Source organism: Conservatibacter flavescens (assembly GCF_002795425.1).
In the GTDB taxonomy this organism is placed as follows: domain Bacteria; phylum Pseudomonadota; class Gammaproteobacteria; order Enterobacterales; family Pasteurellaceae; genus Conservatibacter; species Conservatibacter flavescens.
Map to the genome: position 1 here is coordinate 275,056 of NZ_PHHA01000002.1, position 21,784 is coordinate 296,839.

Annotated in this window: 17 protein-coding genes, 3 tRNA genes and 1 other RNA gene; 11 read left to right on the top strand and 10 right to left on the bottom strand. The window is 39.0% G+C overall.

From position 1 onward, the window contains the following. Window positions 1-47: 47 nt before the first annotated feature. Together pyrD and pepN are read right to left on the bottom strand one after the other, a co-directional pair. On the bottom strand, window positions 48-1,067 hold the full coding sequence (pyrD, locus tag CVP05_RS01310) for a quinone-dependent dihydroorotate dehydrogenase (protein ID WP_100287751.1): 1,020 nt from the start codon (window positions 1,065-1,067) through the stop codon (window positions 48-50). 62 nt (window positions 1,068-1,129) lie between these two features. Continuing rightward, window positions 1,130-3,739: an aminopeptidase N gene (gene pepN / locus CVP05_RS01315; RefSeq protein WP_100287752.1), complete on the bottom strand. Its 2,610-nt coding sequence runs from the start codon at window positions 3,737-3,739 to the stop codon at window positions 1,130-1,132. A 174-nt stretch (window positions 3,740-3,913) separates the two neighbouring features. Between pepN and purE the strand changes: the two genes are divergently transcribed. The 5 genes from purE (at window position 3,914) to CVP05_RS01340 (ending at window position 8,151) form a co-directional block, all read left to right on the top strand. Further along, window positions 3,914-4,411: a 5-(carboxyamino)imidazole ribonucleotide mutase gene (gene purE, locus CVP05_RS01320; protein ID WP_100287753.1), complete on the top strand. Its 498-nt coding sequence runs from the start codon at window positions 3,914-3,916 to the stop codon at window positions 4,409-4,411. Between the two features lie 2 nt (window positions 4,412-4,413). Next, entirely contained in the window at window positions 4,414-5,493 is a 1,080-nt protein-coding gene (purK, locus tag CVP05_RS01325) for a 5-(carboxyamino)imidazole ribonucleotide synthase (RefSeq protein ID WP_100287754.1), read from the top strand. 94 nt (window positions 5,494-5,587) lie between these two features. Continuing rightward, the gene (locus CVP05_RS01330; protein ID WP_100287755.1) at window positions 5,588-6,778 is read left to right on the top strand and encodes an amino acid aminotransferase; all 1,191 of its coding nucleotides are present in this window, start codon (window positions 5,588-5,590) and stop codon (window positions 6,776-6,778) included. 353 nt (window positions 6,779-7,131) lie between these two features. Then, window positions 7,132-7,205: transfer RNA gene (locus CVP05_RS01335), tRNA-Cys, on the top strand. Window positions 7,206-7,242: 37 nt separating this feature from the next. After that, window positions 7,243-8,151 (top strand): DMT family transporter, encoded by a 909-nt coding sequence (locus tag CVP05_RS01340; RefSeq protein WP_243389185.1) that lies wholly within the window; start codon window positions 7,243-7,245, stop codon window positions 8,149-8,151. A gap of 188 nt (window positions 8,152-8,339) precedes the next feature. Here CVP05_RS01340 and CVP05_RS01345 read toward each other — a convergent pair. From CVP05_RS01345 to rnpB, 4 genes are all read right to left on the bottom strand, one after another. Then, window positions 8,340-8,426, bottom strand: a tRNA-Leu gene (locus tag CVP05_RS01345). A 4-nt stretch (window positions 8,427-8,430) separates the two neighbouring features. Further along, window positions 8,431-8,506: transfer RNA gene (locus tag CVP05_RS01350), tRNA-Gly, on the bottom strand. Between the two features lie 120 nt (window positions 8,507-8,626). Further along, on the bottom strand, window positions 8,627-9,184 hold the full coding sequence (gene pgsA, locus CVP05_RS01355) for a CDP-diacylglycerol--glycerol-3-phosphate 3-phosphatidyltransferase (protein WP_100287757.1): 558 nt from the start codon (window positions 9,182-9,184) through the stop codon (window positions 8,627-8,629). 114 nt (window positions 9,185-9,298) lie between these two features. Then, an RNA gene (rnpB, locus tag CVP05_RS01360) (RNase P RNA component class A) lies at window positions 9,299-9,663 on the bottom strand. 98 nt (window positions 9,664-9,761) lie between these two features. Between rnpB and CVP05_RS01365 the strand changes: the two genes are divergently transcribed. After that, complete coding sequence (locus CVP05_RS01365; protein WP_100287758.1) at window positions 9,762-10,697, top strand: KpsF/GutQ family sugar isomerase; 936 nt, start codon at window positions 9,762-9,764, stop codon at window positions 10,695-10,697. After that, on the top strand, window positions 10,697-11,239 hold the full coding sequence (locus CVP05_RS01370; protein ID WP_100287759.1) for a KdsC family phosphatase: 543 nt from the start codon (window positions 10,697-10,699) through the stop codon (window positions 11,237-11,239). Before CVP05_RS01365 ends, CVP05_RS01370 begins: the two co-directional genes overlap by 1 nt. Window positions 11,240-11,328: 89 nt before the next feature. Here CVP05_RS01370 and CVP05_RS01375 read toward each other — a convergent pair whose 3' ends face one another. Then, window positions 11,329-13,809, bottom strand: coding sequence for a copper-translocating P-type ATPase (locus CVP05_RS01375; protein WP_100287894.1), 2,481 nt, complete (start codon window positions 13,807-13,809; stop codon window positions 11,329-11,331). Window positions 13,810-13,884: 75 nt separating this feature from the next. Here CVP05_RS01375 and cueR point away from each other — a divergent pair, with 75 nt between their 5' ends. Together cueR and CVP05_RS01385 are read left to right on the top strand one after the other, a co-directional pair. Continuing rightward, entirely contained in the window at window positions 13,885-14,274 is a 390-nt protein-coding gene (cueR, locus tag CVP05_RS01380; protein WP_100287760.1) for a Cu(I)-responsive transcriptional regulator, read from the top strand. A gap of 156 nt (window positions 14,275-14,430) precedes the next feature. After that, window positions 14,431-16,065 (top strand): NAD-dependent malic enzyme, encoded by a 1,635-nt coding sequence (locus tag CVP05_RS01385; protein WP_100287761.1) that lies wholly within the window; start codon window positions 14,431-14,433, stop codon window positions 16,063-16,065. Window positions 16,066-16,166: 101 nt separating this feature from the next. Here CVP05_RS01385 and CVP05_RS01390 read toward each other — a convergent pair whose 3' ends face one another. The 3 genes from CVP05_RS01390 to map form a co-directional block, all read right to left on the bottom strand. After that, window positions 16,167-17,405: a chloride channel protein gene (locus CVP05_RS01390; protein WP_100287762.1), complete on the bottom strand. Its 1,239-nt coding sequence runs from the start codon at window positions 17,403-17,405 to the stop codon at window positions 16,167-16,169. Between the two features lie 7 nt (window positions 17,406-17,412). After that, window positions 17,413-19,992 carry a bifunctional uridylyltransferase/uridylyl-removing protein GlnD gene (glnD, locus tag CVP05_RS01395; protein ID WP_100287763.1) on the bottom strand — a complete coding sequence of 860 codons (2,580 nt, stop codon included), beginning with the start codon at window positions 19,990-19,992 and terminating at the stop codon, window positions 17,413-17,415. A 68-nt stretch (window positions 19,993-20,060) separates the two neighbouring features. Further along, entirely contained in the window at window positions 20,061-20,864 is an 804-nt protein-coding gene (gene map / locus CVP05_RS01400) for a type I methionyl aminopeptidase (RefSeq protein WP_100287764.1), read from the bottom strand. Window positions 20,865-21,030: 166 nt separating this feature from the next. On the opposite strand from map, the gene erpA reads away from it, so the two are divergent. Both erpA and CVP05_RS01410 read left to right on the top strand, forming a co-directional pair. Continuing rightward, entirely contained in the window at window positions 21,031-21,372 is a 342-nt protein-coding gene (erpA, locus tag CVP05_RS01405; RefSeq protein WP_100287765.1) for an iron-sulfur cluster insertion protein ErpA, read from the top strand. A 6-nt stretch (window positions 21,373-21,378) separates the two neighbouring features. Then, window positions 21,379-21,744 (top strand): YacL family protein, encoded by a 366-nt coding sequence (locus CVP05_RS01410; RefSeq protein ID WP_100287766.1) that lies wholly within the window; start codon window positions 21,379-21,381, stop codon window positions 21,742-21,744. The last annotated feature ends 40 nt before the right edge of the window (window positions 21,745-21,784 follow it).

Genomic DNA, 21,784 nt, shown 5'->3' on the forward strand with positions numbered 1-21,784 from the left:
CTATGAAAAGTTACCGCACTTTTTTTTTAAGTACGCTTCCTTACACGCTATTTTATCTGTTGCACCAATTGTTTAATCAATGCAGGTCCATGATAAATAAGGCCTGAATATAATTGCAATAATTCAGCGCCTGCCGCTATTTTTTCCTGTCCATTTTCAACAGAATCAATTCCACCACTCCCAATAATAGGAATTTCACCTTTCAACTCCTGATATAAGCGCGCAATAATTTCGGTGCTTTTATGTTGCAACGGTTTCCCACTTAATCCCCCTTGCTGTTCAGCATGCATAAACCCTTGTACGCTATCACGGGATATTGTCGTATTCGTCGCAATAACCCCATCCATCTTATGTCGGCGCAGTGTATCTGCAATTTGCACTAATTCCGCTTCCGTTAAATCAGGTGCAATTTTAACCGCAAGCGGAACATATTTATTATATTGTATTGCTAATTCTTGCTGTCTTGCTTTTATCCCCGCTAATAAATCATCAAGTGCTTCACCATACTGTAGTTGACGTAATCCTGGTGAATTGGGTGATGAAATATTAATCGTAATATAATCTGCATAATTATATACTTTGTTTAGACAAAAAATATAATCTGACTTGCCGTTTTCTACAGAGGTAAAAGTATTCTTACCGATGTTAATGCCTAAAGTGCCATCAAAGCGTGCTTTTTTCACATTCTCGACTAACTGATCTACCCCATGATTATTAAATCCATTACGATTAATAATCCCCTCTGCTTCTAATACTCGAAACTGACGAGGGCGAGGGTTACCATCTTGCGCTAAGGGGGTTACTGTCCCTACTTCAATGAAACCAAATCCCATTGCAGCAAAGCCATTAATTGCCTCGCCATTTTTATCCGCTCCTGCCGCTAAGCCAATAGGATTTTTAAACGGAATCCCCATTACCATTTTAGGAACACCTTGAGGACAAGCTAACCATTTTTGCATCACACATTTTATTGGTGAATTTCCTGCTAACTTTAAAAATGCAATACTGAGTTCATGGGCTTTTTCTGCTTCAAAGGCAAAAAGCGCTTTTTTAATTAATGGATACATGACGATTTCTCATTTAGCTTTCATCAAACAAAAAAGAAGAATAAAAAATAGTGCTCTGCTTGCTATTGCAGTGCTTTTTCGATTTTTTCAAACAAATCTTTCGATAAGTTTTCCACTTCATTTAAGCGCTCTAATGCCCGTTTCATTAAGGTTTGACGTTGCTCATCATAACGAGCAAAACGAATTAACGGTTCAATTAAACGCGCTGCCACTTGTGGGTTACTTTCATTTAAACGAATTAAAATATCCGTTAAAAAACGATAACCAGAACCATCAATATGATGAAAATATCGCAGATTATGATTAATAAAACTTCCCACTAAAGCCCGTATACGGTTTGGATTAGTAAAATTAAAACTTGGATGTTCGGTTAAATGAATAACTCTTGCCAACACCTGTTCATCTGGACGTGTCGCTTGTAAGGCAAACCACTTATCCATGACCAACCCATCATGCTGCCATTTTTGTTCAAAATCAGCCAACAAACTTTCTGCACATGTTAAATCCGCTTTGGTTGCCGCATTTAACGCAGCCAATGTATCAGTCATATTATCGGCATATAAATAATGCTTATTCACCATGCTATTACCGAACTCCGTAAAAGCAAGATAATTTAAACATAAATTACGTAATCCACGTAGTGCAATATCTTCTTGAGTTACCCTGTAACAATCAAGTTCAATTTGGTTATAAATTTTTAACCATAACTCTTTAAAAGCACTCGCAATAGTACGTAGCATAAAATCACGTACAACTGAAATACCATCAGGATCAATGGTTTTAAACAATTCCGCAAACTCTGTTTCTTTTGGCAAGGTTAAAATCAATGTGGTTAACGCCACATTGTGTTGATAATGACTCAAAACTTGTTGAAGTGCGGTTAAAATTTCAGAAGAAAATTCTAGTGCTTGCTGATGTTGATAGCGAATTAGGTTTTCTTTTAACTCTCGCGCAAATAACATCTGCGCAGCATCCCAGCGAACAAATTCATTTTCAGCAAATTGTAACAACGTCACAAGTTGTGCAATACTATATTCATAATCTAGCTTAACCGGCGCTGAAAAATCGCATAATAATGCCGGTACAGGCTTTTTATATACATTATGAAACTCAAAACTTTGGCTTTTTTGAGTGACATCTAATACATCATGCACACTACGCCCATCATGTACAAGTGAAATTTTTCGTCCTTGCTCATCATATAATGCAATTTTTAACGGAATATGCAAATTCACTTTTTCCATTTGATCGGCTGTTGGAGGGGTCATTTGTGAGACATGCAAATGATAAATATGATGACGTTCGTCATAACTATCACTCACCGTTAACTCCGGTGTACCCGATTGACTATACCAACGTCTAAACTGAGTTAAATCTATACCAGAAGCGCGCTCCATTGCAGAAACAAAATCTTCACAAGTCGCCGCTTTTCCATCATTTTCAGCAACATATAACTTCATTCCAGCCTGGAACTTTTCTTCACCTAACAAGGTATGTAACATGCGAATGACTTCCGCACCTTTTTCATACACTGTCATCGTATAGAAATTATTCATTTCAATGACTTTTTCTGGACGTATAGGGTGAGACATCGGACTCGCATCTTCAGCAAATTGCAAAGTCCGTAATATTTTCACATTATGAATGCGATTTACCGCACGAGAACCGGTATCAGAAGAAAATTCCTGATCACGGAAAACCGTTAACCCCTCTTTTAAGCTAAGTTGAAACCAATCACGACAAGTAATACGATTCCCCGTCCAATTATGGAAATATTCATGGGCAATAACGCTTTCCACGCCCATATAATCTTCGTCAGTAGCGGTTTGAGGGTTTGCCAATACAAATTTTGAATTAAAGATATTTAAACCTTTATTTTCCATTGCCCCCATGTTGAAAAAATCTACCGCGACAATCATATAAATATCTAAATCATATTCTAGACCAAAGCGCTCTTCGTCCCATTTCATCGATTTTTTCAAGCTTTCCATTGCCCAATTAGCACGATCTAAATTGCCTTTATCTACAAATAATTCAAGTGCGACTTCCCGCCCACTACATGTGATAAAACGGTCTTGTAATAAATCAAAATCGCCCGCAACTAAGGCAAATAAATAGCTTGGCTTAGGAAATGGATCTTGCCATTCTACCCAGTGTTTGCCCTCATCTAAATCCCCTGAAGCCACTTTGTTACCGTTCGAAAGTAAATAAGGATAGCGACTTTTATCGGCTGTAATTCGCGTGGTATAACGCGCTAACACATCTGGACGATCAAGCATATAAGTAATTTGTCGGAATCCCTCTGCTTCACATTGTGTGCATACCCCCTCTCCAGACTGATATAATCCTTGTAATGAACTATTTTCTGCCGGCACTAAAATAGTTTCAATTTCTAATTCGAACTCATCGGCCTCCACATGGCTTAAATCTAATAGTAAGCCTTCTGCATCTTGTTGATAGTTGGAAAAAGGTGCTTGGTTTAATTTAATCGAGGAAAATTGAAAACTATGACCATCTAAACGCAATGTCACTGACTCAGAATTAAGCCGTTTTACTTTACTCTTAGTATTGACAATTGTTCTTTGAGGATCTAATTGAAAATCAAGAAAAATATCGGTGATAATAAAATCAGGATGTTTATAGTCTTTTCTGTATTTTGCTTGGGCTAACATGTTTCTATCCATTTTGAGCATATTCACATTTATCAAACGATGAGTAGGATAAGAGTTTATCCATCAACTTGCAACAATTAAAAAATTTATTCAAAACACACCGCACTTTCTCTTTATTTCATGATATTCTATTCTCTCTTTATCTATAGATTATTTAGCTTGGAACATCATTTTATGTCAACAAATAAACCTCAAATTGCAATTGTGATGGGTTCAAAAAGTGATTGGACTACCATGAGCGAAGCAACACAAGTACTTGATCAATTACAACTTCCTTATCATGTCGAAATCGTATCGGCACATCGTACCCCAGATAAACTCTTTCAATTTGCCGAAAGCGCAGAAAGCATGGGCTATAAAGTGATTATAGCCGGCGCAGGCGGAGCCGCGCACTTACCCGGTATGATTGCGGCCAAAACACTGATCCCTGTATTAGGCGTACCGGTAAAAAGTTCAATGCTCAGTGGCGTAGATAGTTTATATTCTATTGTTCAGATGCCAAAAGGCATCCCCGTAGGTACATTAGCCATTGGACCTGCAGGTGCGGCAAATGCCGGCTTACTTGCTGCTCAAATTTTAGGGGCTTTTAATGCAGAAATAACCAATCGTTTGCGTGCTTTTAGACAAGCACAAACAGATATCGTATTAGACAACCCTGATCCGAGAATATAATTATGCAAAAAAGTACTCTTTACCCAACAGTTTATGTACTCGGCAATGGGCAGTTAGGACGAATGCTTCGTTATGCTGGTGCGCCCTTAGATATTGAGGTTCAACCCCTTGCTTTTGATGCACCGTTATTTGATCTCCCCGAAAATGCATTAATTACCGCAGAAATTGAACGCTGGGAATCCACTCCATTAACAAATATGCTAGGCAAACATGAGAAGTTTGTGAATAAAAATGTATTTGGTATTTTGGCTGATCGTCTTTCGCAAAAATCATTACTAGATGAATTAAACTTACCCACGTCCCCTTGGCGACTCCTTGAAAGTGCGGTAGATTTTTCCGATATTTTTTCCCAAATTAACCCTAAAGTCGTTGTCAAACGTCGTATGGGAGGATATGACGGTCGTGGACAATGGATAGTTGATGCAGAAAATCAGTCAGTTATCACCGAAGACCTATTCGGAGAAACGATTGCTGAAGCTTTCATACCTTTTGATTATGAAATTTCTATTGTTGGCGCTCGATTTAGAAATGGCGATACCCGTTTTTATCCAACGACGCACAACTTACAACAAAATGGCATTCTTCGTTACAGTGTCGCTTTTCCAACAGATAATCCATTTCAGCAACAAGCAGAAAATATGCTAGCCAAAATTATGGATAAGTTAAATTATGTGGGTGTCATGGCTATGGAATGCTTCGTCGTAGGCGATAAGCTCCTGATTAATGAATTAGCGCCACGCGTACACAACAGTGGACACTGGACACAATTAGGCTGCGCCATTAGCCAATTTGAATTACATTTGCGTGCTTTATTGGATTTACCAACGCCACCTTTACATACCTTTGCTCCAAGTGTCATGGTAAATTTAATTGGCACTGAGCATAATGCGAATTGGCTCAATACGCCTTTTACCCAATTACATTGGTATGGCAAAGCCATTCGTCCAGGCCGTAAGGTAGGACATATTAATTTAACCCATATTGACAAAGCGGTGCTAATTACACAGTTAAATCACTTACGCGAGCAATTGCCTGAAGACTACCAATCTGGTTTAGACTGGGCAATAAAAAAATTAACATAATTCCACCGCAGTTTTATTTTTGCACAAGACTTGCACAATCTAGTTTTGTGCAGTATAAATAACCCGTAACACAACATTCTAAAAGAGGAAAACTATGTTTGAACATATTGAAGCTGCGCCAGCTGATCCGATTCTAGGGCTAGGTGAAGCATTTAAAGCAGAAACCCGTCAAAACAAAATTAATCTAGGTATTGGTGTTTATAAAAATAATCAAGGCGATACCCCAATTATGAGAGCGGTAAAAGAAGCTGAGCGTCGCCTATTTGAATTAGAAACCACCAAAAACTATCTAGCAATTGATGGTGTCGCAGAGTTTAACGCCCGTACTAAAGAGCTTTTATTTGGAGCAGATTCGGACATACTCAAACAAGAGCGCGCTAAAACGGTACAAAGCTTAGGTGGTACAGGTGCATTACGTATTGCCGCAGAATTTATCAAACGCCAAACCAATGCTAAAAATGTTTGGATCAGCAATCCAACTTGGCCAAATCATAATGCTATTTTCAAAGCTGTTGGAATTAATATTCGTGAATATCGTTATTATGATGCTGAAAATAAACGCTTAGACTGGGAACACCTATTAGAAGATTTAAGTTTAGCAGAACAAGGTGATGTCGTTTTATTGCACGGTTGCTGTCACAACCCAACAGGGATTGATCCTACTCCGGAACAATGGCAAATTTTAGCGAAAATGTCAGCCGAAAAAGGATGGTTGCCACTATTTGATTTTGCCTATCAAGGTTTTGCTAATGGCTTAGATGAAGATGCTATTGGTTTACGTACCTTTGCTGCAAATCATAAAGAATTGTTAGTCTCTAGCTCATATTCTAAAAACTTTGGTTTGTACAATGAGCGTGTCGGTGCATTTACATTAGTTGCAGGTACTGCTGATATTGCAAATAAAGCCTTAACTCAAGTGAAATCAATTGTTCGCACTCTCTATTCAAACCCGGCATCACATGGCGCAGCCACTGTTGCTTTAGTCTTAGGTGATAAACAACTAAAAGCCGATTGGGAGCAAGAGCTAGCACAAATGCGTGATCGTATTAAACAAATGCGTCACCGTTTTGTCGAATTATTAAAAGAATATGGTGCACAACAAGACTTTAACTTCATCATTGAACAAAATGGTATGTTTTCATTCAGTGGGTTAACGCCTGAACAAGTTGATAGCCTAAAAGATGAATTCGCTATTTATGCCGTGCGCTCAGGTCGTATTAATGTAGCGGGAATTACGGAAGACAATATTCGCTATTTATGTGAAAGTATTGTGAAAGTGCTTTAATTGACCGCTCAAGTTTCCTTTGTTGGATTAAATAATCTTAATTATTCTCTGCTAACAAAGGAAACTTTATACATGATTTGGTCCCATTGCATATAAACATTACTACGTTATAGCTCTATACTCTCCTATCCTTTTCTCTGAACGGTTAATTTTAATTCACTTGATAGCTTAAACTAAACTTAAAGAGGATTTTTTAATAAAAAGCCCTTGTGCTTTAATCCTATTTTATGTATTATTCCCACCGTCGTTTAGAGAGCGATAAATCTAATAAAACATGATTAAAACTATAATAAAATCCAAATGTTATTGTTTTAATTGTTCACATTTCGGAATTTATATTCTAATCATCAAACGGCGTGTTAGCAAAGCGGTTATGCACTGGATTGCAAATCCATGTAGCTCGGTTCGACTCCGGGACACGCCTCCATTATATTCTCCAGTTAATATCTATGGGTTTTCTTATAATGAATGATTCACTGATAAGATTTTCCTATGTTGTTTTAATGGGATTTGGCTTTCCAATTATGCGTTATATGAGTATTCATTTTGAAACTTTAAATAATAACGCGGTTCGATTTCTCTCTGGTGGTTTTTTATTTATTTTTATCTGCGCTTTAAAATACAGAAATGAGTTAGTGAAATTGCTAAGAGAACCAACTATTGTTTTATATCTGATCTTGTTAGCCATTTTAATGACTTGCAATATGTATTTTTTTATTAATGGCCTCAAATATACTTCAGCTTTAGCAGGGAGTATTTTTGGCATTATATCAATGCCTTTAGCTGTTTTTATGGCTTCCATTTTTTTTAAAGATGAAAGGGAAAAGATCAAGCAAACACACTTCTACATAGGAAGTGCATTAGCCTTAATGGGCTCTTTGATATTTGTTATTTATGGCAATAAATCTAGCGGCAGTAATGATTTTATCATGGGGTCTCTTTTACTCGGAACTGCTATCAGTATTCAATCTATTCAAAATCTTCTCGTCAAAAAAATCTCAAACAAATTAAATACAATCGTAATTAGTGCTTCTACTGCTACTCTATCGGGGATTTTTTACCTATTTTTAGCGACCCAAAGTGGCGTTATTTATCAGCTTCACGATGTCAGCTCTGGATTATTAATAGGATTAATCCTTGCAGGAATGTATGGCATGTTAACGGGAATGCTATTCGCATTTTATATTGTGCAAAAACAAGGTGTTATCGTCTTTAATATTATTCAGTTAACTGTCCCTTTATCCACATCTTTGATTGGTTATTTTACTTTGGGGGAAACGATTTCTATTTATCAAGGTTTTGGGGCTTTAATCGTTATACTTGGCTGTATTGTTTCATTGAGAAAAAAACACTATGAGGTAAACCACAAATAGATTGGAAGAATTGAACTAAAGCGAAAATCAAATAATCACAATGGATTAAATAAAAAGAGTTGCTAATAACCATAGAAAAGAATGACTGGCAACTATTTCGTCCATTACATCATCAAAAAGAGACAAATTTGAGAGATAAAAAAGCCGCTTAATTGCGACTGCTTTATTAAATATACAACATATTTAAATGGTGCCCGAGGGCGGACTTGAACCGCCACGACTCGAAAGTCGAGGGATTTTAAATCCCTTGTGTCTACCGATTTCACCACTCGGGCTGAGTGGAGCGGGAAACGAGGCTCGAACTCGCGACCCCGACCTTGGCAAGGTCGTGCTCTACCAACTGAGCTATTCCCGCATAAGTCTTACTGTTTATGTCACAGGTCAACGAGGAAGAATTTTACTTATTTATCTATCTCAGTCAAATTATTTTTTTCAATTTTATGCTAACTGCATAAAAATAATTCAATTTGCTATATTATAGCTCAATATCGTCCAATAAACTGCCTTTCGCAGCTTTTAAATATTGCCACATAGACCAAATTGTTAAAATTGCCGCAATATATAATGCGATAACACCAATTATCTCCATCATTGGACTATAACGCCACAACAAACCAATTAGCGCTAACATTTGAGCAGTTGTTTTTACTTTTCCTAACCACGATACCGCAACCTTGCTACGATTTCCAATTTCAGCCATCCATTCACGCAAGGCTGATACTATAATTTCACGCGCAATCATCACAGCTGCAGGAAGCGTAATCCAAAAAGAATGATGATATTCGACAACTAATACTAAAGCTGCAGCTACCATCACTTTATCAGCAACAGGATCTAAAAATGCACCAAAGCGCGTTGTTTGCTTCCATTTTCGAGCAAGATAACCATCTAACCAATCTGTCAGTGCTGCAATGAAAAAAATAAATGCGGTTGCAAAAGGAGCCCACGTAAAAGGAAGATAAAAAAAGGCAATAAAAATCGGGATCAACACAACCCGAAATAATGTTAAAAAGGTGGGGATATTTAATTTCATAATGACTCTAAGCAGACTGACAATCTTGCTTTATTTTAAAACATATCATTGCATTTGAAAAACGTTATTTAATGAGAAATAACATTTCTTTAAAAGTGCGGTCAAATAGGGAAAATATTGAGTTGGTCGATAAGCCGAGTTCTGTCGCGGACAATCATTCCTCTAGGCGACGAATCACTCCGTCGCTCAAGCAACCTACCCGAATCCCATGCGGGCCACACGTTGGATTCCTATTTGGTCTTGCTACGAGTGGAGTTTACCCTGCCATGCACTGTTACCAGCCATGCGGTGCGCTCTTACCGCACCCTTTCACCCTTACCAGTAAAACTGGCGGTCTGCTCTCTGTTGCACTTGTCGTCGGCTCACGCCGCCCAGACGTTATCTGGCACTCTGCCCTATGTAGCTCGGACTTTCCTCTCGTCTATTTGTCCCACTCATTTTAAGGGCTTCAATAAACCAGCGATTGTCTGACCAACTCAGGACGTAGTATAGCGGAAATTTTTTGAAAGATATAGAGAAAAGACCGAATATCCGTTAGAATACCCCTACATTTTTTATCTGATTATAAGGTATTCCAATGAATTATCTTAATATTGCTCAACAAACTTTACAGGTAGAAGAATTGGCTCTTGCACGTTTAAGTCGCCACCTAGACAACCAATTTAATGAAGTGGTTGAGTTAATCTTACGGTGCGAGGGACGTTTAGTCATTGGAGGTATTGGCAAATCGGGATTAATTGGTAAAAAAATGGTTGCGACCTTTGCCTCAACGGGGACCCCTAGCTTTTTTTTACACCCAACAGAAGCTTTTCATGGTGATTTAGGTATGCTCAAACCTATTGATATTGTCATGTTAATCTCCTACAGTGGAGAGACCGATGATGTTAATAAGTTGATACCAAGTCTTAAAAACTTTGGAAATAAAATCATTGCATTAACCGCAAATCCTCATTCCACCCTTGCTCATCATGCTGATTATATTTTAGATATTAGCGTAGAGCGCGAAGTCTGCCCAAATAACTTAGCACCTACCACGTCAGCCCTAGTGACATTAGCATTAGGTGATGCATTAGCTGTCTCCTTAATCACTGCACGAGACTTTCAACCAGAAGATTTTGCCAAATTTCACCCGGGAGGAAGTTTAGGACGTCGGTTGTTATCTCGAGTAAAAGATCAAATGCAAACCAAATTGCCAATTGTTAATTTAGCGGCGAGTTTTGCTGATTGCTTAACGGTCATGAATAAAGGGCGTATGGGCGTTGCCCTTGTAATGGATAAACAACAATTAAAAGGCATTATTACAGATGGCGATATTCGCCGAGCCTTAGCAGCGAATGGCGCAGAAACTTTTAATCGAACAGCAGAAGAATTAATGACCGCATCACCAAAAACCATTAATCAGAATGAGTTTTTATCGAAAGCCGAAGCGTTTATGAAAGAACATAAAATCCATTCGTTAATTGTTGTTAATGAACAAAATCAAGTTGTTGGATTAGTGGAGTTTTCAAGTTGATGGACAAAAAATTAGCCAATATTAAACTCGTCATAACGGATGTTGATGGCGTATTAACCGATGGTTTATTACATTACAATGCTCAAGGCGAAGCCATCAAAAGTTTTCATGTGCGCGATGGATTAGGGATCAGAATGTTAATTGAAAACGGCATAGAAGTCGCGATACTTTCTGGTCGTGACTCCCCTATTTTACGCAAACGGATGAGCGATTTAGGCATTAAACATGGGCTTTTAGGCAAATTAGAAAAACAAAGCGCCTGCCTTGCACTCATGGAAGCCGTAGGCGTATGTCCTGAGGAAACCGTTTATATTGGCGATGATAGCGTTGATTTGCCTGCCTTTGCCGTCTGTGGTTTATCTTTCGCTGTCTCTGATGCCCCACATTATGTGAAAGCCCAAGCAGACTTTGTTTTACAGCTTGCGGGAGGACAGGGAGCATTTCGTGAATTATCAGATATGATTTTACAAGCGCAAGGCAAATCTGATATTTATGCTTCAGCTCAAGGCTTTTTAAAAACAGTAAAAGGCATGGCGCAATAAATATTATATGCATACCCCGAAATAATACAAAAGAGCGGTCAAAAAACTTTTTTATTTTTGACCGCTCTTACTCAATCTATACCTTAATTTTAAGGCTTAAAGCGTAACAATCTATTTGCATTTGTTGCGACAGTAATTGATGATAACGCCATTGCCACACCCGCAAACATTGGGTTTAGCAGTATTCCCCAAAACGGATACAGCACGCCAGCCGCAATTGGAATACCTAATGAATTATAAACAAATGCACCAAATAAGTTTTGTTTCATGTTTTTTAATGTGCCTTTTGATAACGCTAAGGCATCAACAACACTATGTATACTGTGGCGCATTAATGTTAATTCGGCAGTTTCAATTGCAATATCTGTTCCACCTCCCATAGCAGTGCCCACATTTGCTTGCGCTAATGCCGGTGCGTCATTAATACCATCTCCAACCATTAAAACATTATGTCCCTGCTGTTGCAAACGTTGAATAGCTTGAGCTTTTCCCTCAGGCAATGCACCTGCAATGACCCTATCAATATTAACTTCTTTTGCTACTGCTTGCGCGGTTTTTTCCTGATCCCCCGTTAGCATAATGACTTGATAGCCTTGCTGATGCAAACGTTGCAAAGCTGTAGAACTATCTTCACGCAAAGGATCTCGAATCACAAACAGGGCGGCTAGCTGTTGTTCAATTGCCAAATAAACCACTGTCGCACCTTTCGCTTGTTCTGCATGGGCAATCTCTTGGGCGAATTGAGTATCAATTTGTTCTTGTTGCAACAATGTAATATTGCCTAGTAGCACAGATTGATCGCTAAGTTTCGCCTTTACGCCCAAGCCTTTTAAAGTATGAAATGCGGTGACATCTTGTAGCGGTATTTGTTTTTCGGCCGCACAATCCAATATTGCTTTTGCTAAAGGGTGATTTGCATGTTGTTCTAAACTTGCTGCTATTTTCGTTACTTCAGTTTCAGCATAGCCATTAAACGGAAAAAGTGCGGTGACTTTTGGCTCACCTTTTGTCAATGTACCTGTCTTATCAAATACTATCGTATCGACATTCGCGGCTTTTTGTAATGCATCTGCATCTCGGACTAAAATACCTAACTCTGCAGCACGCCCAATCCCCGCAATAATAGACATAGGTGTTGCCAAACCTAGCGCACATGGACACGCAATAATGAGAACGGTTGTAAAGGTCACAAGCGTATAGGCTGGATTAACAAAATACCAAATGATCGCACTAATTAGCGCAATCATAATCACCACTGGCACAAATACACTGGCCACTTTATCCGCTAATTGGCCTATTTGGGGTTTTGAGCTTTGTGCTTGGCGCACTAATTTAATGATATTGGCTAAACGCGTATTTCGCCCAACCTCTTGGGCAACAATAATCGCCGTTCCATCTGTTACTAATGTCCCTGCACTTACACTCTCCCCCAGATGTTTTTGTACAGCCAAAGGCTCGCCAGTCAGCATAGACTCGTCAACCCACACGCTTCCTTGTGTAATCTGGCCATCTACAGACACCCTATCCCCAGTCTGTAAACGCAGTTTCATGCCTTGTATAACTTGTTGTAAAGGAAGCTCTCGCTCGCCATCACTTTCGATGACACGTGCCATGGTTGGCGTCAAATCCAATAAACGTTCAAGCGCTTTAGATGAACGCTGTTTAGCTTTTGCCTCTAGCATTTTACCGAGATTGATTAAGCCAATGATCATCGTACTTGCTTCAAAATACAAATGACGTAATCCCTCTGGAAACCAATTAGGTTGAAGTACAATGGTAAAAGAATATAGCCAAGCAACGCCCGTTCCTAGTGCAACTAGGCTGTCCATTGTGAAATTTTTATTTAACAGGCTTTTCCATGCACGCTGATAAAAATGGCCACCGGCATAGATCATGGTGATAAAAGTGACAATGCCTGCGATGAGCCAAAAAGCACGGTTATCCTCTGTGACAAACATTTCACCGCTCAATAATCCCCAAAACATTAAGCCAAAGCCGACGATGAGCGCGACTCCCGCTTGACGCTTACGTTGCTGAATCTCTGCTTGAACCTGAACTTGTTGTTTTTCTCGGCGCAATTGTTCATCTTCGATAACCTCTGCCCCATATCCGGCCTGCTCTACAGCTGCCACTAATGCTTGTGGTAAAGGGTTGCCAAACACTAAAGCAGTTTGCTCTGCTAGGTTAACTCGTGCAGCTTGTACATTGGGTACTGCTTGTAATGCTTTTTGAACTTTGAGTACACACGCTGCACAATTCAAACCCGTTAATAATAAAGATACCTGATCCGCTGAATGCTCTACTATCACGGGATCAGGCTCTACGATTTCATGTGACTGTTCGGATAGTAGCTTAGCCTTTGGGCTTTGATTCTCTTGGAGTTCCGCGCCAAACTCTTCGGCTTTAATGGCGGCAATTAATATTTCAGGATCTACATCACCTTGAACCGTCGCTTGAGTTAATGTCACTTCTGCATGCTCAACCCCCTCAATATTATTCAAAATTTTCTGCACACTTTTCACACAGTGTCCACAAGATAACCCACTCAGGGCCAAATGAATAGTTGTCATATAATCTCCTTGGTAATTTTTAACAACTGCCATACAATAAACCTTCCCCTAAGGGTAAGGTCAAGAGGAAAATGCATGAATATTACAGAAGTCGCAAAACAAACGGAACTCACCCCAAAAGCCATTCGTTTTTATGAACAAAAGGGCCTAATCACGCCGCCACAACGTTCAATTAATGGCTATCGCCAATATACGCCACAACATATCATTGAACTCAATTTGTTACATCAAGCAAGAATCGTTGGATTTTCCCTGCCAGAATGCAAGGAATTATTAGAGCTGTATCATAATCCTCAACGTCGTAGTGCGGATATTAAGATGAAAACCTTAAAGCGTATTGAAGAAATCAATCATCAAATCAAAAAACTAGAGCAAATGAGACAGTATTTACAAGAATTAGCCGAGCAGTGTCCAGGTAACGATTCTTGTGACTGTCCAATTATAGATCGATTAATATGTAAATAATATTCAAGATTTGTTTGTTTGTTTGTTTGTTTGTTTGTTTGTTTGTTCAGTATTTTTATGTAAAACAAAAATTTATTCTATTGTTTTAACCTTTTAATGAACTTATCATATGGATTGTTTTTTCATAAGTCATAAGTCACAATAAAGGAGTCAGCTATGAATAAGCCCCACATCATGAGTAATCCTCTTACCAATAAAGGCACAGCATTTACGCTTGAAGAACGCCAAAAATATGGGTTAGTTGGTCGTTTACCGGCCGCAGTAGAAACATTAGAACAGCAAGCAAATCGCGCTTATCGCCAATTCTCTCAATATGAAAAAGATATCGAAAAATATATTTTTCTTGATCAACTTCACAACCGTAACGAAGTCCTTTACTATCGCCTTTTAACCGATCACATTACTGAAATGCTACCAGTGGTGTATGATCCCGTTGTTGGGGAAGCCATTAAAAAATGGTCGCGCGACTACCGCCGTTCACGTGCAGTTTATCTTGATGTTAATCACCCTGAAAATATCCGCCAAGCTTTTGAAACTCTCGGTTTAGGCGCTGATGATGTCGATCTCATCGTCGTTTCTGATGCAGAAGAAATTCTCGGTATTGGTGACTGGGGCGTTAATGGCACCGATATTTCTATTGGAAAACTTGCGGTTTACACTGCAGCTGCAGGAATTGATCCAGCACGAGTCATAGCGGTTAACCTTGATGTGGGAACTGACAATGAAGCATTATTAAATGATCCTGATTATCTCGGTAATCGTCATGCACGCGTACGCGGTGAACGTTATGATTATTTAATTCAAGAATACCTGAAAGTCGCTTCGGATTTATTCCCAAATGCGTTATTACACTTTGAAGATTTCGGCCCAAGTAATGCACGCCGTATTTTAGTAGAAAATCGTGATAAATATCGTATTTTCAATGATGATATGCAAGGTACCGGTGCTATTGTAATGTCATCTGTGTTTTCAGCTTTAAAAGTCACTAAAGAAAGCTTTGCCGATCAACGCTTGGTTGTTTATGGTGCAGGGACAGCGGGAACAGGAATGGCGGATCAAATCAGTGCAGCAATGGAGCGTGCGGGTTTATCTCACGAGGAGGCTAAAAATCGAGTTTGGTTAATTGACAAACAAGGTTTAGTGACTGACGATATGCCAAATTTACCAAACTATCAACAAGCCTATGCACGTGCAGCAAATGAAGTCCGTGATTGGGCTCGCCAAGATGGTAAAATTGGTTTGTTAGAAGTGGTGAAACAGGTTAAACCGACTATTTTAATCGGCACATCTACCGATCATGGCGCATTTACAGAAGAGGTTATTCGCGCCCTATCTGCTGGTGTTGAACGCCCGATTATTTTGCCATTATCGAATCCAACGGAACGTATCGAAGTGATGCCAGAATTTGCGATTAAATGGTCTGAAGGACGTGGCTTGATTGCTTGTGGTATCCCAGTTCCACCAGTTCAATACAATGGCACTCACTATGAAATTGGTCAAGCTAATAATGCTTTACTTTATCCAGGATTAGGCTTAGGTGTTATTGTATCTGGTGCAAAACACGTCACTGATGGCATGTTATTAGCCGCAGCAGAAGCCGTAGCAAGCCAAGTAGACCCTAGTGAACTGGGCGCATCGTTATTACCACCGGTCGATCATTTACGCGCTTCTTCTGCTACCGTTGCAGTAGCTGTTGCAAAACAAGCCGTAAAAGACGGTGTTGCCACTGTGCAATCAGATAACTGGGTTCAAACAGTACAAGATGCAATGTGGCAACCCGTTTATCGTTAATGTTCTTCAAAAAGTGCGGTCTATTTGACCGCACTTTTTTCTTTATGACACGTCTTGATACATTCATTATCTAAGCACACAACATGAAATATGCTCTGCCTTTATTTTTTGACTTTTGGTAACAAGGTGGCTGTTGCCATTCCACAGGCTACCGCAATACTCAAGGGTAAATAACTATCGAATCCTTGCCCTGTAAACCCAACAACTAAGGCAAATGCCGTCAAAGGCGCATTCATTGAAACGGCGAGAAAAGCCGCTGAGCCTGCTAAGGTTGCAGTCAATAAATCCGCTTCAGGGACAATAAACTGTGCAATTAAGCCAATCCACAACCCGCTTAATGCGCCAAGAGATAAACCAGGTGTTAACGTACCGCCATAAGCGCCACTGCGTAAAGTGAGTAATACAACAAACGTTTTTGCCACTAATAATGCACTACATAAACCTAAGCTCACTCCCCAATAAGCGGTTTGTGCCGCTGAACGCCCATTCCCCAAAATCTGTGGCAACCAAATCGCTATCACTGCGGTCAATAAAAAAGCTAAGGGTAATGTCCATAATACCTGTCCCCCTTTGGCGCGAGTTTGTTCCGCTTTTTTACTCATTTGACGAAACCAAGCGGCGGGCAATCCAACCAACATGCCAATAACGCCCGCCCATAAGGTTTGCTGCCAATCCCCTTTCATTTGCCCGACCACATAAAACACTTCTGGGGAAATTTCTAACCTTGCAACAAATACTGCAATGCCTGAAATCGCAAAAGCAATCGCGGCATATAACGGTGAAAAAACACCTAATAAAATTTCTAACGCAAAAATGGCTCCGGCAAAAGGCACATGATACACCCCAGCCAAACCAGCCGCTGCGCCACAAGCTATCAGCACTCGGCGCATGTCCTTATCAAAAGCAAACCAATGACTAATTCGCCCGGCAAAGAATGCCGCAATTTCACGGGGAGCAACTTCTCGCCCCACTGGTGCACCAGTCCCTACCGCTACAATTTGCAAGAGCGAATGGCTCAGATTTTCTATCATAGGTGGCTTACGGTGCGCTTCTGTTTCAGGATTGATTTGCTGATTAATCCCGACTATTGGTCGCCCTTTAGTTTGTAATAGCCACCAGCCTACCGCCACAAAAATGCCACCGATCATCATGGAGATGATACGTCTTGTAGGAGTCGTATCCTCTGTTACGATACGATATGTTTCTTCACTATGCCCAAATGCAAAAAATTCAATGGTATGAATGAGCCAAGATAATGCTGCAGCGACTAAGCCGGCACTAATTCCAATTAAAATAATGGCTAAAATTAATGAAAAACGTTGTTTTAATGTCATGATCATGAGACGACTATCCTAATACAAAATGTAAACGTTCATCCAACTGCTGTCTTTCGGCTTCACTTAATGCCTGATTTTGATTATTGCAAAGAATAAAAAAATCTTCCGCTCGTTCGCCCACAGTGGTAATTTTCGCATTTAATAAGTTTAAATTTAATGCATTAAAAATCAGACTAATATCAATTAATAACCCGGGTTTATCAAGGGTAAATAACTCCATTTCTGTTTGTTCTGTTTTCTCTGTATTTAAAAAACGCACACATGTTGGAACGGAAAAATGTTGTAATTTACGGTTCACCCTCTGACTCTGCTTCGTTATTTTTTCTGATGTCAGCGCACTCATTAGCGCTTTTTCCAACTCTCGCCGTCTATCACTGCGTAACGCTTTACCATCTAATTCAGACACAATAAAACTATCAAATACATAACCATCTTGGCCTGTTATAATTTGTGCATCATGAATACTGACATTTTTCGCCCCCATCATGCTGACCACCTTAGAAAATAAATGAGGTTGATCTGCACAATAAATAAAGATTTCTGTTCCGCCTTTTGCATACTGATTGCTGACTTTTATCAGTATATCTTTATCATACTCGCATAATAATGTCGTGTGCCAAGCAATTTGTTTAGGGGTATTACGTAGAAAATAATCTTCAGGGCAACGGGCCCAAAAAGTTAATACTTTCTCTTGATCCAAACTTGGTAATAGCTTTAACGCTTTTTGACGGTGTTCGTCAATTTTATCTTGATAATCGACTAAATTATCCATTCCCTGCTGTAACTGTTGTACACAATATTGGTATAAAGTAGCTAATAATGAACGTTTCCAGTCATTCCAAAGCGTGCTGTTTGTCGCACAAATATCTGCAACGGTTAGACAAGCTAAATAATCTAGTCTATTTTGATTTTTCACTTCATTTGCAAAAGCTAACACTACTTCTGGATCATAAATATCTCGACGTTGTGCCACTACAGACATAAATAAATGCTGTCTGACCAACCAAACCATCAATTCTGTATCTGAAGCTGAAAATCCATGCTGCACCGCAAAGTCTCGCATATCTTCTGCGCCAAGTTGGGCATGATCTCCCCCACGTCCTTTTGCGATATCATGAAATAATGCAGCAAGATACAGTAAAGAGCGGTCAGGTAACAGTGGAAAAATTGTCGTGCAAAGCGGGTGAAGCTCGCTATTATCCTTATTTAAAAAGCTTTCCAATTTTAGCATCACACGTAACGTATGCTCATCTACCGTATAAGCATGGAATAAATCAAATTGCATTAATCCTACTATTGGCTGCCAATTAGGTAAATACACCGTTAATACACCATATTTATGCATTGGCAAAATTGCTCTACTGATCCCATTAGGTTGCTTAAATAAGCTTAAAAATTTCTCTCGTATAGGTTGGGAAAAACTCAGCGGTGTCGTAATTTGCGACAAGGCTAACATTAATTTGCGTAAGGTATCTGAATGAATTTCTGCTTGGGGATATTGTGTTAAATAAAAAAATAAATCTAAAATGGTTTCAGGTTGTTCAATAAAACACCATTGATTTTTCAGACAAATCGCATGGTTTTCTAAAATAAAATTGTGATCGAGATAATGGCTGTTAGAGACATTATTATCCACTAAAATATGCTCTTGATAATGTTTAGTCAGGATATCACTCAGCACGCTAATTGATTGCAGCGCTTGAAAAAAACATCGCATCATACTTTCCACACCAACATTCGCTTCGCCACTAAAGCCTAGCATTTCGCTAACTTTGCGTTGTCGCTCAAATAACAAGCGATTATCATAACGCTTCAAGCTGAGGTGTAGAGCAAATCGAGTACGAAATAAAAATTGCTGGCTATTTTTGAGTTGTTCATATTCTTCAGGATAAATAAAACCAGTTTGTAATAATTCATCTAAATTACGGGCTTTCGCGTGGCGCAATGCAATCCAATAAAGCAAATGTAAATCCCGTAGACCGCCCGGGCTATATTTTATGTCGGGTTCGAGGTTATAACTCGTATTGTGGTAACGTTGGTAACGCTCTGTTCTTTCTTGCATTTTTGCACTAAAAAATGCCTGCTCAGACCAAAAACTATCCTGATAAATCGCATTTTCAAGTTGTTGAAATAGCATTTCATTACCACATAAACAACGACTTTCCAATAAATTAGTCGCTATCGTAATATCCTGTTTTCCTTCATCAAGGCATTGAGATAAAGTGCGCACACTATGTCCCAAATCAAAGTGGCAATCCCATAGAAATTGCACAAATTCAGCAATTTTTTGCTCTGTTTGTGGATTTAATTCAGTTGACGATAGTATAAGAAAATCAAGATCAGATAAGGGAAATAATTCTTTACGTCCATAGCCACCCACAGCGATTAATGCTAAATCCGCTTGTGCTGCTAATCCCATATATTCCCAAAGATGTTTTAGCAAATCATCACAAAATTCTGTACGATTTGCGATCAAGGTTTCAATAGGTAAAAATGAAAATTGCTCAAGCTCATAAGCGCGTAATAAATCTTTTTGAATTTTAACCGCACTTGGGGTGAGATTGGCTTCAGAGAGGTAATGTGGGTACATGGTAGACCTATCATAGGTTTCCCGATACAAAGTATCGGGTTATATTAATTAGTTTTCAGACAGTTCATTTAGACGTTAATCATCATCCGGGAAATACGTCCCTCTGCAATTTCTTCATCACGAATAGTCATGACTTCACACCCTTCTTTTGTGACAACAATTTGATGTTCATATTGGGCAGAATGGCTACGATCTTTCGTTTTAACTGTCCAACCATCTCCCATAAGACGGACTTCTTTTTTGCCTGCATTTATCATTGGCTCAATGGTAAATACCATTCCTTCTTTAAGGATCACGCCACCATCATCTGCATAATAATGTAATACTTGTGGATCGCAATGAAACTCGGTTCCAATTCCATGTCCACAATATTCACGCACCACACTAAATCCCTGCGCTTCCGTATATTGTTGTACTGCTCGTCCAATTTCATTCAAACGAATACCCGGTTTTACCGTACGTAACCCAACGTACAGCGCTTCTTGTGCAGCCTCGACTAATTTTTGGCTACGAATATTCGTTTCTCCCACAACATACATTTTGGAGTTATCACCAAAATATCCATCTTTGATAACCGTCACATCAATATTAAGGATATCCCCTTTTTTCAAGATCTTTTCATCATTGGGAAAACCATGGCACACGACTTCATTTAATGAAATACAAGTTGCATAAGGAAAACCATGATAGTTTAAACAGGCAGGAATCACTTTTTGCTCATTAACCATATACTCATGACAGATACGATTCAACTCCCCCGTGCTTATCCCTTCTTTGACATAAGGCTCAATCATCACTAATACATCAGAAGCCAATTTACACGCTTCACGTAATTTTTCGACTTCGGTTGCGGTTCTTATTGGAATATTCATCTTAATTAATGCCTCTAAATTCAATCGCAAAATATCATTTGATTATAACATTATTCCGCAAACAAATAAAAAACCTTTGAGAAATTCTTGAATGGTTTAGTCGGTTATTAGATAATAATCCAATTACACTAAAAATAGTCATAATGAATCCAAAGTGGGAGATAATATGAGTGATATTGCAGTACCGTTAAATTTTACTGACGCGGCCGCAAATAAAGTCAAAGCTTTAATCAGTGAAGAAGAAAATACAGAATTAAAATTGCGTGTATATATTACAGGTGGAGGATGTAGCGGTTTCCAATACGGCTTTACCTTTGATGATAAAGTGAATGATGGTGATTTAACGATTGAAAAATCAGGTGTTCAACTCGTTATTGATCCAATGAGCTTACAATATTTAATTGGCGGTACAGTGGATTATACAGAGGGACTCGAAGGTTCGCGTTTTGTGGTAAATAATCCAAATGCCTCCAGTACTTGTGGTTGTGGTTCTTCTTTTAGTATCTAATTGTACATGGATTTTCAATTTACTTTTCATCTCGGCAATGTTATCGCCAAATGCTCTATGGAACATGAGGCGATGGCTTATTGGCTAAATACCGAAGTTCGTTCAAATCCTGATCTTGTTTTTCAAGTGCTCGAAAAAATTAATCAATTATCAACCGCACTTTCTGCCCAAGAATACCAATTTATCGGCACAGAATATAGCTTATATCTTAATGAAGATGAGGCTATGGTAAAAGCAAACCATTTAGCTATTGAAGATAATGAGCAGCCTCTAGAACAAGATTTTTATTATTATGATGCAGAAAGTATCGCGTTTTGTGGGTTAAACGATCTTGAGCATTTTCTTCAATCTTATCTCCAATTTATCCGATAATCACGCTCCCCCTCATCAAGAAACAGTAGATTATGTCACC

Bases quoted from the DNA above. Each gene is read 5' to 3' on its own strand.
- pyrD (WP_100287751.1), bottom strand. From the start codon at position 1,067: ATGTATCCATTAATTAAAAAAGCGCTTTTTGCCTTTGAAGCAGAAAAA.
- pepN (WP_100287752.1), bottom strand. From the start codon at position 3,739: ATGTTAGCCCAAGCAAAATACAGAAAAGACTATAAACATCCTGATTTT.
- purE (WP_100287753.1), top strand. From the start codon at position 3,914: ATGTCAACAAATAAACCTCAAATTGCAATTGTGATGGGTTCAAAAAGT.
- purK (WP_100287754.1), top strand. From the start codon at position 4,414: ATGCAAAAAAGTACTCTTTACCCAACAGTTTATGTACTCGGCAATGGG.
- CVP05_RS01330 (WP_100287755.1), top strand. From the start codon at position 5,588: ATGTTTGAACATATTGAAGCTGCGCCAGCTGATCCGATTCTAGGGCTA.
- CVP05_RS01340 (WP_243389185.1), top strand. From the start codon at position 7,243: ATGAATGATTCACTGATAAGATTTTCCTATGTTGTTTTAATGGGATTT.
- pgsA (WP_100287757.1), bottom strand. From the start codon at position 9,184: ATGAAATTAAATATCCCCACCTTTTTAACATTATTTCGGGTTGTGTTG.
- CVP05_RS01365 (WP_100287758.1), top strand. From the start codon at position 9,762: ATGAATTATCTTAATATTGCTCAACAAACTTTACAGGTAGAAGAATTG.
- CVP05_RS01370 (WP_100287759.1), top strand. From the start codon at position 10,697: ATGGACAAAAAATTAGCCAATATTAAACTCGTCATAACGGATGTTGAT.
- CVP05_RS01375 (WP_100287894.1), bottom strand. From the start codon at position 13,809: ATGACAACTATTCATTTGGCCCTGAGTGGGTTATCTTGTGGACACTGT.
- cueR (WP_100287760.1), top strand. From the start codon at position 13,885: ATGAATATTACAGAAGTCGCAAAACAAACGGAACTCACCCCAAAAGCC.
- CVP05_RS01385 (WP_100287761.1), top strand. From the start codon at position 14,431: ATGAATAAGCCCCACATCATGAGTAATCCTCTTACCAATAAAGGCACA.
- CVP05_RS01390 (WP_100287762.1), bottom strand. From the start codon at position 17,405: ATGATCATGACATTAAAACAACGTTTTTCATTAATTTTAGCCATTATT.
- glnD (WP_100287763.1), bottom strand. From the start codon at position 19,992: ATGTACCCACATTACCTCTCTGAAGCCAATCTCACCCCAAGTGCGGTT.
- map (WP_100287764.1), bottom strand. From the start codon at position 20,864: ATGAATATTCCAATAAGAACCGCAACCGAAGTCGAAAAATTACGTGAA.
- erpA (WP_100287765.1), top strand. From the start codon at position 21,031: ATGAGTGATATTGCAGTACCGTTAAATTTTACTGACGCGGCCGCAAAT.
- CVP05_RS01410 (WP_100287766.1), top strand. From the start codon at position 21,379: ATGGATTTTCAATTTACTTTTCATCTCGGCAATGTTATCGCCAAATGC.